The organism is Gemmatimonas sp. (assembly GCF_036405635.1).
In the GTDB taxonomy this organism is placed as follows: domain Bacteria; phylum Gemmatimonadota; class Gemmatimonadetes; order Gemmatimonadales; family Gemmatimonadaceae; genus Gemmatimonas.
In genome coordinates, this window is record NZ_DASWXE010000226.1 from 1 (window position 1) to 12918 (window position 12918).

Annotated in this window: 13 protein-coding genes; 5 read left to right on the plus strand and 8 right to left on the minus strand. The window is 64.3% G+C overall.

What is annotated here, in order from left to right; genetic code table 11:
* On the plus strand, positions 1-1311 hold a 1311-nt coding region (locus VGE27_RS17845; RefSeq protein WP_331051035.1), incomplete at its 5' end, for an efflux transporter outer membrane subunit.
* Positions 1312-1472: 161 nt separating this feature from the next.
* Positions 1473-2246: a carboxypeptidase regulatory-like domain-containing protein gene (locus tag VGE27_RS17850; RefSeq protein WP_331051036.1), complete on the plus strand. Its 774-nt coding sequence runs from the start codon at positions 1473-1475 to the stop codon at positions 2244-2246.
* 93 nt (positions 2247-2339) lie between these two features.
* Here the strand turns inward: VGE27_RS17850 and VGE27_RS17855 are convergent, their stop codons facing one another.
* From VGE27_RS17855 to VGE27_RS17885, 7 genes are all read right to left on the minus strand, one after another.
* Positions 2340-4196, minus strand: coding sequence for a M14 family metallopeptidase (locus VGE27_RS17855; protein ID WP_331051037.1), 1857 nt, complete (start codon positions 4194-4196; stop codon positions 2340-2342).
* A 5-nt stretch (positions 4197-4201) separates the two neighbouring features.
* Positions 4202-4699, minus strand: a complete 498-nt coding sequence (locus VGE27_RS17860; protein WP_331051038.1) for a hypothetical protein — start codon at positions 4697-4699, stop codon at positions 4202-4204.
* Positions 4696-5136 carry a hypothetical protein gene (locus VGE27_RS17865; protein ID WP_331051039.1) on the minus strand — a complete coding sequence of 147 codons (441 nt, stop codon included), beginning with the start codon at positions 5134-5136 and terminating at the stop codon, positions 4696-4698. Before VGE27_RS17865 ends, VGE27_RS17860 begins: the two co-directional genes overlap by 4 nt.
* Before the next feature lie 46 nt (positions 5137-5182).
* Complete coding sequence (locus VGE27_RS17870; RefSeq protein ID WP_331051040.1) at positions 5183-5416, minus strand: hypothetical protein; 234 nt, start codon at positions 5414-5416, stop codon at positions 5183-5185.
* Positions 5413-6084 (minus strand): DUF2306 domain-containing protein, encoded by a 672-nt coding sequence (locus VGE27_RS17875; RefSeq protein ID WP_331051041.1) that lies wholly within the window; start codon positions 6082-6084, stop codon positions 5413-5415. The genes VGE27_RS17870 and VGE27_RS17875 overlap by 4 nt, the downstream gene beginning before the upstream one ends.
* A 69-nt stretch (positions 6085-6153) precedes the next feature.
* Positions 6154-7911: a serine hydrolase domain-containing protein gene (locus tag VGE27_RS17880; RefSeq protein WP_331051042.1), complete on the minus strand. Its 1758-nt coding sequence runs from the start codon at positions 7909-7911 to the stop codon at positions 6154-6156.
* Between the two features lie 87 nt (positions 7912-7998).
* The gene (locus tag VGE27_RS17885; RefSeq protein ID WP_331051043.1) at positions 7999-8643 is read right to left on the minus strand and encodes a TetR/AcrR family transcriptional regulator; all 645 of its coding nucleotides are present in this window, start codon (positions 8641-8643) and stop codon (positions 7999-8001) included.
* A 183-nt stretch (positions 8644-8826) separates the two neighbouring features.
* On the opposite strand from VGE27_RS17885, the gene VGE27_RS17890 reads away from it, so the two are divergent.
* From VGE27_RS17890 to VGE27_RS17900, 3 genes are all read left to right on the plus strand, one after another.
* The gene (locus tag VGE27_RS17890) at positions 8827-9825 is read left to right on the plus strand and encodes an SDR family NAD(P)-dependent oxidoreductase (RefSeq protein ID WP_331051044.1); all 999 of its coding nucleotides are present in this window, start codon (positions 8827-8829) and stop codon (positions 9823-9825) included.
* A gap of 109 nt (positions 9826-9934) precedes the next feature.
* Positions 9935-10399 (plus strand): carboxymuconolactone decarboxylase family protein, encoded by a 465-nt coding sequence (locus VGE27_RS17895; protein ID WP_331051045.1) that lies wholly within the window; start codon positions 9935-9937, stop codon positions 10397-10399.
* The gene (locus tag VGE27_RS17900; protein ID WP_331051046.1) at positions 10389-11264 is read left to right on the plus strand and encodes a sigma-70 family RNA polymerase sigma factor; all 876 of its coding nucleotides are present in this window, start codon (positions 10389-10391) and stop codon (positions 11262-11264) included. Before VGE27_RS17895 ends, VGE27_RS17900 begins: the two co-directional genes overlap by 11 nt.
* Before the next feature lie 22 nt (positions 11265-11286).
* On the opposite strand, the gene VGE27_RS17905 is transcribed toward VGE27_RS17900, so the two are convergent.
* On the minus strand, positions 11287-12918 hold a 1632-nt coding region (locus VGE27_RS17905), incomplete at its 5' end, for an FtsX-like permease family protein (RefSeq protein WP_331051047.1).

Consider the following 12918-nt stretch of genomic DNA (forward strand, 5'->3'; position numbering starts at 1 on the left):
GGCGACAGTCTCTCGCGCATCACCTCGCAGCTACCACGGCAGACGGTGGAGCTGTCGCGTGACGCGACGACCATGCCGGCATGGAGTGACCTGTTGCGGGACTCGGCGCTGGAGGGGCTCATCCGAATCGCCGTGACCAACAACCGCAACCTTCGTGTGGCGCAGCAGCGCATCAACGAATTCCGGGCGTTGCGTGGCGTGGCAGCATCGCGGTTCTTCCCGCAGATCAACGTGGGGACCACGATGGGCATGAACAAGATCGCACTGGCCGCTGCGCCGCCGATCGAATTCGATGCCGCCCGTGTGACCAGCGATCTGGCATGGGAGCTCGATTTCTGGGGTCGCACACGGCGGTCCACGCAGGCGGCCGGCTTTGATCTCGCTGGTCGTGAGGACGATGTCCGCGCTGTCACGCTATCGCTGGTGAGCGACGTGGCGTCGGCGTATCTGCAGCTTCGCGAGGCCGATGCCATCATCGCCATTGCCGAACAGACGCTGGTGTCACGTGAAGCCACCTTGCAGCTGGCGCGCCGCCGGTTCGAGCAGGGGCTCATCTCCGAGCTCGATGTGCGGCAGTTCGAAGCCACGGTCGCCGATCCCGCGGCGCGCGTGGCCGACTATACGCGGCAGCGCACCGAATGGGAAAACGCTCTCTCGCTGCTACTCGGCACCGCACCGCAGAGCATTCCGCGCGGGCGTCTGCTGAGCGACATCGTGGCCACGATCGCCGTGCCGGATACTCTGTCGGGTGAATTGCTGGCGCGTCGTCCGGATGTGCTGCGGGCGCAGCATGACTTCCAGGCGGCGACAGCTCGTGTGGGTGTGGCACAGGCGGCCCGACTGCCCGCCATCACGGTCACCGGTCAGTATGGGGCACAGCGACCCACGTACGGCACCATCTTCGATGGCCGTGGTGAGATCTACACTTTGCAGGCCGGTATCTCGGTGCCGCTGTTCACGGGTGGCCGATTGAGCAGTGAGCAGAAAGCGGCCAAGGCCCGCGCCGAACAATCACGCAATACCTACGAGCAGGTGGTGCTGGTGGCACTGCGTGAGGCGAGCGATGCGGTGGCCGGCGTGCGGCTTCGCCGCGACCAGCTGGCGGCGCAGGAGACGCAGGAGCGAGCGTTGCAGGCCGCCTTCTCCATCGCTGAACGTCGCTATGCGAGTGGTATCTCCAGCTATCTGGAAGTGCTGGACGCACAGCGCGGGTTGTTCGCGGCGCAGTTGACGCGGGTGCAGGTGGAGCGGCAGTACCTGGCGGCAACGGTGCAGCTGTTCCGAGCCTTGGGGGGGAGCTGGGAGCAGTAGCGATGGATGTACCAATGTCCTTCGCTTGGTCCCATGCAGTAGCGGCTTGTACCCGGGCTCCGGCCGGCTTGTAGCGTCCGCATTGCCGAAGTAACTGGTGTGATGGAATTTCTGGGAACAGGCAAGCGCGCTGCCGCTGTCTGTTCCCACCTCTCCGTCCAATGGTCACAAGCGTGCTGAGAGTTGTGCTGCTTGGTCTGATGCTCGGCGCACCGGCGCTCCTGCACGCACAGAGCGCGGCGTCGGGCACGCCGATGGTCGGGCGTGTCGTCGACATCCGAAACGATCGACCCATCGCGGGCGCGCAGGTCATACTCGAACGGTTCAAGGTCACGTCCCTGTCCGACTCCGCAGGCGCCTTTCGTGTGGCTGGCGTACCCGCCGGCACGCACGAGGTGATTGTGCGGGCGATTGGCTATGAACCTCTGGTCGTGATGATGGCCTTCATGGCATCCGACACACTGCGTCCGGAGTTTCTATTGAACAATGCGGCGCAAATGCTGAACGTGGTCAAGATCGATACCACGACAGGAGGTCTACTCAGCCTGCGTATGCAAGAATTCGAAGATCGTCGCAAGATTGGATTGGGGCGTTTCCTCGACGCCTCGTTCTTTGCGAGATACTTCGGTCTGGACATCATATCCATTTTGAATGGTCGCTTTGCCAATATCAGTGCCACCAGCGGCCCCCATGGGCTCTCCATTCGGAACGCCCGCGGTGGACGGAGCTGTCCCGCACAGATTGTGCTCAATGGCCAGATGATGGGGACCGTCGTTGATCGGGGGCTGATCCAACCAGAAAGTGTCATTGGCTTCGAGTTCCACAATTCCGCATCGACCCCGGCGCAATACGGTGGAACCGCAATCGGTGGAGCGATTTACGGATCGGGATTCTCCGGCGCATCCTGCGGCACCGCGATATTCTGGACTCGATAGGCATCAATGGGGGCGAGAACGGCAGCGGCCTCTCACCCGGATGCTCAAGGCAAGAGGCCGCTGTTCAACAAGTGCCACTGACACCTCAGGCCACTACGGCGTAATCGTCACCTCACGATCCGCCACACCACCACGCGTGCTGCGCAGCTTCGCGGTGGCCTTGGGGCTCTCTCCCGCCGGCACACGCACCCGCATCGTGATCACCTTGCTCTCGTAGCCACCCAGCCAGAACTCCTGCACGCGCGTGCCGACGGTCGTCACGCCCGTGCCGTCGAGAGTGAGCTGGTCCGGCTTCACCGCATGCACACGCTTGGCCTGTTCGAAGGCGGTGGGAATGCGACCGGTGTTGCGCACCGTCACCTTCACTTCGTGCGTCGCCGAGTCTTTCACGGTGCCCTTGAGGCGCGTGGCCTGGATGGCCGTGATCTCCACCTTGGGCAGGTCCATGGCCATCGTCAGGTTGAACTTCGCCTGATTGCTCGCCCAGCGTTCCAGGTCTTCGGCTGGTGGATTCTGCGACCAGAACTTGGGATCGGCACCGCCCACTTCGACCTCGCCGAGGTCCGGGTGCATCACTTTCGTCCACGCCTGGTAGCCGCGTCCGCCGAAGCGCTCGTCATTGTAGCGCAGCACTTCGTACTGATCGATGCGTCCGTCGTTGTTGTAGTCCTTTTCACGTCCGCCATTCCAGAGTTCATCGCCATACCACACCTGGCCCATCTGGAAGTAGCCGAAGTCGGGACCATGACCGAACAGCGGCTCCGGGCGTTCCTGCCCCTTGGGCTGACCACGGGTGCCGTACGTCCAGTACACATCGCCGGCCAATCCGTAGTTGGTGAACGAGTTGCCCACCGAGTCGTAGTGCTGCAACAGCTTGAGATCGGATGCGAACATGCATTCCGCCGCGATGCACGTGCTGGGCCCACGCAGGTGCATGGGCACTGACGTGTCCATCGAGTTGGTGACGCTGATGTTCGGATGGGTCGCCTGCCACAGGAAGACCGCGCGGGTCTCGGGCTCCGAGAGCGGATACTCCCCCGCGCCGAACTGCGTGTGGCCGCGTCCGGTCGACTCAGCCATCGGACGCCAGTTGTACGGGTAATTGCGGTGCAGGTCGAGACCACCCACGCCGTCTTCGTTGTATTGGCCGTCCTTGTCGTTGTCGATGCCTTCGGAGTAGACGAGATAGTCGCCCTTGCCCGCGCCCACCGATCGCATCAGGCGACCCTTGGCATCGAGTGAATCAACGACGTGCGTGCCCTTGCCCGCGCCGACGAACTTGCGCATTTGGCGGATGAAGCCGTCGCCATCGAGATCTTCGCCCGGATCTTCGTCGTACAGCCCGTCGCCGTCGTTGTCGACCGGGCGCACCGACGAACGGTTCGCCTGCGCCGTGAGCTTGTACATGTCCGCGCCGTCCGGATTGTTGTTGGGGCGCAGGTACAAGGTCTTTTCGTCGAGCAGCTTGGTGACGGCCGGGTCCTTGCCGTAGTTCTCGAGCACATGCCAGGTGAGCCACAGGACACTCTCACTGGCCGTGATTTCACCGGAGTGCCGGCCGCCCTCGAAAAACGCCGCCGCTTTGGACGTGTGCACGCCCGTCTTTTTGTTGGTGACGATGAGTTGCCAGATGGGCTGTCCGCCGAACGAGGTGCCCACCTGCACCTTCTCGACCAGATCGGGCTTTTCCTTGGCCCACCGTTCCATCCAGTAGTTGAGCTCCGCCGTGGTGTGGTAGTGCGCAAAGTCCATCACGCCCCACTGCTTCGGCTGCATCTGTGGATAGTTCACCAGCGTGAACGTGGACAGACCGTCCCGTTGTCCCGGAATGGTGAGCACTTTGCGCACCGTGTCGCGGCGAGCCGGTGCACTCCCCGGTTGGGCGATGGCTGGTTCGGCCCAGACGGCCGCCAGCAGGGCAATTGACGACAACAGTGGACGGCGGGGCATGGCATTTACCGTGGAGGTGGGCGGACGATCGTGACCAGCAGCGCCAAAGTGCGGCGTGACCACGTCGAGACGTCCGGAACAGCATCGGCCGCAAATTCCTCTCCGTGTCGCCAGAGCGCCAGCCTTGCCTCCGATGCCAAGGGCAGCGCCTGCCGCGCATGATCCAGTATGGCCATCGTAGCCGCGAGGGGTCGCAAGCCGCTTTCCAGTTCCCGGCCCATCCTGCCCAACAGGGCCTGTGCTACCGTTTCCGATTCCTGACCGAACGTACTGAACGCCAGATCGCCGAGCAGTTCGCGCAGGCGCACGTCTTCCTGGGGCGACGTGATGGAGAGCTCGAGCAGGTCTGGCGGGACATGAGTCTCGCGGCCGACCATGTAATCAGCCCAGGCGATGATTTCGGGCGCGGCGATCAGCCGCAGTGCGAGACCGGCGCGGTAGTACGACGCGGCCTCGCGCAGCGATGGCCAGATATGGCCATCGCCGCCATCGAGCCCGCTCACGGAACCGACAGCGCGACTGAGAGTGAGTCGAGCTTGGCGGTGGAAGCGGGGCCGCGCAGTCGCACATTCGCGATCTCGCGTTGGGCGAGCACTGTGGCAGGGGTGTTCATATTGCTGGATGCGCGCAAGGCTCGCATACGCAGGCACGCATTGGCGGCCTTGCTGCCGTCTACGTGCATCTGAAAACGTCCTGCACTGTTCGTTACCGTGTTGCGCCCGCCGATCGCGGTGACTGAGTCGGCTGCCGTGCAGGTGCCGGCATAGGCCACCGCCTGCACGATCATGCCACTCACGGTGGCGCCCTGTGCATCGCGTACTTCGCCCTCCACAAACAGCGCCGGCGGCGGCGGGGCCGGAGAGCAACCACAGGCCTCGGTAGGCGTGAGGCAGGCGCTGGCGAGCAATGCCACCGATGTAATCAGAATGGTCTTCAGCATGGGTCTCAGTTCGGTGCGCAACAGATAGTGAAGGCGGGCGGTGCGGTCACCCCACCACACACAGCCGGCTGCCGCCAATCAGGAATGCGGCCAGCACGAGGTAAGAGATGACGGTGGACCAGTACATCGCCGGGTGATCCGCACGATCGAACACCTGACGGTAGTACGCCTTTCCCGAAGCCAATGATGCGAGAGTCGCCACGAGGAAAAACACACCGACACCGCGAACAACCCCGATGCGGCTGGGATCGATTCGGCACAACTCTCCGTCGCCGGTCATGCGTCGGTATCAGCCAGCACCACCCGGCGCCCCGAAGCCGACGAACGTCTCGCCGCACGGAGCGCAGGCAACCACCCATACCCGACCTCGACGGCCAGTTGTGACAACACGAAGCTGAGCCATTCGCGCGTCACGCCGCGGACCTCCTTGTCGGGAAGGAAGGCGAACAACGGGCCTTGCACATCGCCCAGCACGCGCACAAAGACGAAGGCGAGTGCGATGGCATAGCTGTGTGCCACGAAGCGCTCGTGCGCTGCGAAGGCTCCTCGACGGGCACACCACCAGGCAGCGACCGACACCAGCAGCCACACAGTCGCAAACAGCATCAGCGGGACACGTCGTCCATGGCTCTCGAACGTGGGACCCAGCACCATCGCCGCCATGGCCGCGACGATGGCTGATGTGAGGTACCATTTGCCGGCACGGCGGTGCCACACGGGCCAGCGCCGGCGGATGCGTCGGCTGAACTGGACGGGTGGCAGCAACAGAAGTGGCAGGGCCGCCAGCACATGCACCACCAGCAACACATTGCGCAGTGGTGGCTCGTTGGTGCGATCACGTGTCACCACGTACACGAGATCAAAGCTCAGATACCACACGCCGCCCGCAAACAGTACACCGAGCAACAGCCACTTGAACGGCTTGCGGGGCAGGGCGGTAGGAGTCATGCCGCAAAGCTACGATTGCCTGGCACACTTCGCACCCACGGTACCGCTACTCGACTTTGGGTGGCGCTCTTAACGGTTCACCACGTCGAAGTCTGCCACCCGCCCCTCCGCGTCCACATGCACGATCACCAGTCGCTCACCGCGTCCGGTGCTGAGGCGATAGTGCGCCACCCGGGCAATGGCATGACCATGTCGCTCGATGCCGCGGCCTCGCACGTCCTCCGACATCACAAACCGCCGCGCGGTGACGTTCGCAAAGTCCAGCGTGGGTCGTGTAAAGGCAGATCGTGCGCCTGAGGTGAGCAGCGGTGAACCCGCTACGGCCGCGCCACCGGCGGCGAGATGCACGCGCGCCGAGTCGAACCGCGCCGTGAACGCGGCATCGGGGTCGCGTGTCGTCGTGGTGGAAAACAGCGGTCCGATGCGCGGGATCTGTCGCGTGGTGCCATTGGGCGATGTCCACAGGATGCCGGTGATCTTACCCGACGCGTCACGCACGGGCGTGAACGACACCGCACGATCGCCCGACACGAGACGACCATCCGTGGCCGGAATCCAGTCCTCGTCACGCAACCCGTTCACGTCCGTGAACAGCGTGCCATCCTGCACGAACAAGGTGAGCATGAAGTTGTTCTGAAACTCGTACCGGCCGCTCACGTCTTTCAGCAACGATGAGGCGTTCGGCGCCCGCGTGACGGCTTCTGGTTGGGGAAGCTCCCAATCCGGCCACTGCCGCGCCCTCGCAATGGCGTCGATGATGCGATTCACCGCACGGGAGTTGTCATTGGCATTGATCATCACCACCGCGCCCTGACCCGTTCGGGCATAGGCCACCAGCGACGCATCGAACCCGTCATCGCGGCCGTTGTGATGGAATCGCAGGGTGGCTCCCGAGCCCGCGACCGCCGGCCCCAACCCGTGGCCGTCCTTCTGGTCGGTGAGCATCTGTTGCCCCATGTCTCTCGACAGCACACGCGAAGTGCCGGCGTATATCCGCTGCACTTCCGTGGCGTACTGCGCGAGTTCGGCGGCCGTGGTCCAAAGCCCCGCCGCGGCCATCTCGGGATATACATGCCATCGCCCCGGCACCGGTTGACGGTCTAGTCGGTGACCGGTGGCTGTCAGCGCGGCCATCGCAGCGGGGAGCGGTTGTGCAAAGCTGCTGCTGCGCATGCCAAGGGGCACCAGCACCTGATCGCGCAGGTAATCAGCAAAGGGCAGGTCGGACAGATCCGTCACGAGCTGCTGCATCACTGTGTAGCCGCCTCCCGAGTATCGCCACACACTGCCCGGCACCACGTTCACGCGCACCGCACCGGTATTGCCACGTCCATCGAGGATATCCGGGATGCTGGGCACCCGTTCACCCACCGCATAGCCGGGAAATCCGTGTACGGTGAGTCCGGCGGTGTGACTGAGCAGTCCCCGCAGCGTGACCGGCTGCTGTTGCGTGAACTCATTCTCTGGTACACGCCATGAACGCAGTTTGTCGTTCACGTTGTCATCCAGCGACAGCGCGCCACGCTCCACCATCTGCAGCGCGGCCAATGCGGCGACCGGCTTGCTGATGGAGCCCGCCTGAAAGAGCGTGAAGCGCGTGACCGCATCCGTACCACCGCGTGTGGTGGTCCCATAGTAGCGGACATCCATTACGCGCCCGCGATCGATGACGGCGAGCGTCAGGCCGGCGATTTCGCGGCGTGCCATCTGCGTTTTCACGATGCTGTCGATCGCATCGGGGCGACGCGGCGCCTCTTGGAGTGATGACCGTGCGGGTTGCACCGCCAGCACGCTGGCAGCCAAGAGGGGAAGGACGGAGTGAAACATGGGAACTCGCTGAGGGGAGGCTGCAGAACAGCTCTTCACGCGATCAGGGACACTGCCACCATCGGGAGGGTTGGCAGCGCGGCACCGTCAGCGGTGGTTCGCCCGCATCCCGTCCACGAGGATGTCCACCAGTCGTCGGGCACTCTCTTCCCATCGGCTGCCGGGAATGTTGTTCGCCACACCAGCAATCGCACGCAGCAGATCGAGTGGGTCCATGGCCACACGTATCGTGCCCGACTGCTCGGCGTGTCGTATCAGCGACGTGATGGCGACCGTCATGTGTCCGCCCGATGAGGCGTAGAGCTCAGCCGGGCCGCCCACCAATGAAGACAGCGCATCGGCCATCAGCTTCTTGGTGGACATGTGATCCACAAAGAGCAGCAGCCACTCCCGCAGTGCCTCGACGGGCGGCCGTTCCGTCATGAGGGTGGTGGCCGCCGCAGTGAGCTGCTGCGACGCGCTGCGATACACCTCTTCGATGAGAGCGTCGCGCGTAGGGAAATGTCGGTACAGGGTGCCGATTCCCACGCCGGCCAGACGCGCGATCTCCTCGAGACTGGTGGTAGCGCCCTTTTCAGAAAAGGCCGTCCGCGCGACGTCGAGCAACTTCTGACGGTTGCGCGCCGCGTCGGCCCGCAATGCCTTGGGTGGCTCAGGGCTGACCGCTTCGGTGCCGGCCGGTGCGGTCTCATCGGGCTCTGCGATTCCGCCGATTCCTGCGTCGTTGTCCATGTCGATCCTCAGTCCGGACGCACGACGCGCCACGACCCCTTGTTAAACGGAGCATGCCTCCGTATATAAGTGGAGTGTTCCTCCGGTTATCAAACGGAGGCTCACTCCATCTTAGTGTGTGCCGCCCGATCGGCAAGAGCCGGCGGCCTCACCCGACTGTGCTCTTGCCTCGCAGGGAGCCTCATGTCTGCTGAACTGACTGCTACGTCCGGCGCCGCGGTATTCGGCGCGACCTCCACCACCGATGACGTGCTCGACGGAATGGATCTTCGTGGAATGCGTGTGCTGGTCACCGGTGTCTCGGCCGGGCTGGGCGTGGAGACGGCCCGCGCACTCGCCGCCCGTGGTGCGCAGGTGGTGGGCGCCGCCCGGGATCTCGCCAAGGCGCAGGTGGCCACCGAGGTGGTGCGCGATGCTGCGGCGAATGGCGGTGGCCTGACGCTGATCGAGCTCGACCTCGCTTCATTGGCGAGCATTCGCGCGGCCACCGATGCGTTGCACGCGCAGAGTGACCTGTTCGACGTGGTCATCGCCAATGCCGGCGTCATGGCATCGCCGTTTGGGCATACCCGTGATGGTTTCGAGACGCAATTCGGTACCAACCATCTTGGCCACTTCCTGTTCGTGAACCGCATCGCGTCGCTGATCAGGAACGGAGGGCGGTTCATCAGCGTGGCGTCGTCGGGGCATCGCTACGCCAACGTCGATCTCGACGATCCGCACTTCGAACGCACCGAATACGAGCCTTTTGTGGCATACGGTCGCTCAAAGACGGCCAACATTCTCTTCGCCGTGGAATTTGATCGTCGTCACCGCGCCCGTGGTGTAAGGGCGGCGGCGCTGCACCCCGGTGGCATCAAGACAGAACTGGGCCGGCATGTGGGGCAGGAGCGACTCGACGGCATCCTCACGCAGATCAACGAGGAACTGGCCGGGCAGGGCAAGCCGCCGTTCGAGTGGAAGACCATCCCGCAGGGAGCGGCGACATCCGTATGGGCGGGCTTTGTGGCCAATGCCGACGAGATCGGTGGGCGCTACCTCGAGAACTGTCACGTCACGACGCGCATCACCGATGGCTACATCTCGGCCATCAGCGAAGGCGTACGCCCCTATGCGCTGGATGCGGACAACGCCAAGGCCCTCTGGATGAAGAGCGAGGAACTGGTCGGCGAATCGTTCTGAAGATTGGCGGGAGGGCATGTCACACCGCCGCTGTCCATCTCGTCGAGCAGATGTAGGACCTGATGTGCGTACCGAACGCATACCACACCAACATCTGCCAGGACATACCATGACTGCCCGTATCGCCAATCCCGCCGCGCTCGTCCCCGATCTGCTCAAGGCCATGCTGGGTCTCGAGGGCGCCATTCGCACCAGTGGTCTCGATCATGGGCTGCTCGAGCTGGTGAAGATGCGTGTCTCGCAGATCAATCGCTGCGCCTTCTGTCTGCATCTGCACGCCACCGAGTTGCAGAAGAGTGGCGAGAATCCGATGCGCGTTCACATGCTGCCGGCATGGCGCGAATCTTCAGCGTTCACGCCCCGTGAAAAGGCCGCGCTGGGCTGGGCCGAGGTCATCACGCTGCTGGCGGAAACGCAGGCTCCGGACGCCGAGTACGACGCCCTGCGTGAGCAGTTCACCGAGACCGAGCAGGTGCAGCTCACGATGGCCATCGGAGCGATCAATGTGTGGAACCGCCTGCAGGTGGGCTTCCGTGGTGGCCATCCGGCGGTGAGTATGTCGCATGCGGCTTGATGATCCGACCACCGATTTCGAGACGCACCGGCCACGGCTGGTGCGTCTCGCCTACCGCATGCTGGGCAGTCGGGCGAGCGCCGAGGATATGGTGCAGGAAGCGTGGCTGCGTTGGCGCAGCGTCGACCAGGACACTGTCCAGGACGCTGGCGGCTATCTGTCGCGCATCGTCACGCGGTTGTGTCTCGACGAGATGAAGTCGGCTCGGGTGCGGCGCGAGTCGTATGTGGGGCAGTGGTTGCCGGAGCCATTGGTGGAGGACATCGAAGACCCGATCGACAGCGATGACCTGACGCTCACGCTGATGCTGGCGCTGGAGCGCTTGTCACCGCTCGAGCGGGCGGCCTTTCTGTTGCACGATGTGTTCGGTCAACCGCTCAACGAGATCGCGACCGCGCTCGATCGTGACGCAGCGGCCGTGCGGCAGTTGGCGTCGCGGGCACGCAAGCATGTACAGGCGGCCAAGCCGCGTTTTCCCGTGGCACGCGACGAAGGCCGACGCATTGTGGAAGCCTTCTTTGCCGCCTCCCGTGCGGGAGACATGGCGTCACTCACATCGCTGCTGGCCGAGGATGTGGTGATTCGCTCCGATGGCGGCGGCAAGGTGTTGGCGTTCCGCAATCCGATCATGGGTATTGATCGCGTGATGCGGCTGTACGCGGGATTGCGTCGCAAGTTCGGGGAAGATGAGCTGGAGATGCTGCGGGCCGTCACGGTGGATGGCCTGCCGGGCTACGTCACACGCGAGCGTGGGGATGTCTTGCAGACCACCGCGTTTGCCATCGAGGATGGGCGTATCGTGGGCATCTTCATCACCCGCAATCCGGACAAGCTGGCCCATGTGCGCGAGATGATCGCGCACTGAGCTCGCACGCTGAGCTCGCGCGCTACTCCGATCGCAGCGCCACCGCCGGGTCGCTCCGGCTTGCCCGAAGGGCGGGGGTGAGGCTGGCAGCCAGTGCAACGATGGCCATCAACAGTGCGATCGCCGTGAACACCAGCGGGTCGCGCGCGGACTGCTGAAACAGCAGCGGCTGCAACCAGTGCCCACTCCATGCGGCCACCAGAAGGCCCGCGGCGGTGCCGATCATGGTGTACTGCACCGTTTGACCCACCACGAGCTTGAGGATGTGGGCACGCTGGGCGCCCAGGGCCACGCGCACACTCAGTTCATGGGCGCGCTCGGTCACGCTGTAGGCAATCACGCCATACAGGCCCACCGCTGCGACCACCAGCGCCAGTAACCCGAAAGCGGTGAACATGGTGGCGCCCAGACGCCAGCTGCGCTGTGAGTCGCTCACGATATCGCGAAGCGGCCGCACATTGACGTACGACGCACCGGGCATGACCCGCTGCAGGGCCGCGCGCACCCGTTCACCGGCCACCACCGGATCGCCACGCAGCCGCAGCAGCATACCGTTGCCCCACGTTCTGGTGTATTGCTCGATGGGCATGTAGAAGTGATACCGCGTGCCCGATGCGAGGTCGTTCTGCACCATGTCCTCGGCGATGCCAATCACCTCGCGGCACGGTTCAGTCGGCAGCCGCACGCGCACGCATTGGCCGATGGCATTCTTGCCTGGCCACAGCACCCGCGCCATGGAAGCACTCACCACCATCACTTCCGGCGAACCCAAACGATCGTCCGGTCCAAAGGCGCGCCCCTGTACGATGCGCGTGCCCATCGTACGGAAATAGCCGGGCGAGGCCGCCTGAAAGGTGAAGGTGCCAAACCGACCCACGGAATCAACGCCGCTCACGTAGAGACTCGACGACGAGGTGCTCACGAACGGTGCACTGTTCACCCAGGCGGCCGATTCCACGTCGGGCAGGGTCTGTGCCGTTTCCAGCAACAGCCGACGCAGCGGTACCTGGGTGGTCTCGTCCATCGGGATGCCACGAATCACGCGGCTGATCAACACGACCTGTTCGGCGTCATAGCCCATGGGCATCTCCTGCACCGCGCGCAGGCTCTTCACGAACAGCACCGCGCCCACCAGGAGCACCACCGACAATGACGCCTGCACCATCAGCAGAGAGGCGCGCACGCGCGCTCCGTCGCGGGCGCCGCCGCGCACACCACCGCGCAACGATGACGCCAGGTCGCCGGCGCGGCCCGCCAACATCGCCGGCAGCAACGCGATCAGCATGGCCGTGACGGTCACGATGCCCAATGTCACCAGCACCGTGCGCCAATCGGTGAACAGGTTGGTGGACGCGGTGGCGCCCAGCAGCGTGCGCTGGATGATCGCACCGATCCATTGCGCGATGGCCAGCGCCAGCAAACCACCAAGCACCGCGAGCATCGCACACTCGATAGCCGCCTGCAACAACAGGTGACGGCGTCCGGCGCCCAGGGCGAGCCGTACCGCCGTTTCCCGCCGACGCCGGAGGGCACGCGCCAGCATGAGATTGGCCACATTGGCGCAGGCGATGAGCAGCACCACACCGGCCACCACGCTCACCCATACGGCAGTGCGTGATTCGAGTGCCGGCTCGGGGCCTGCGCCAAGCCGCAC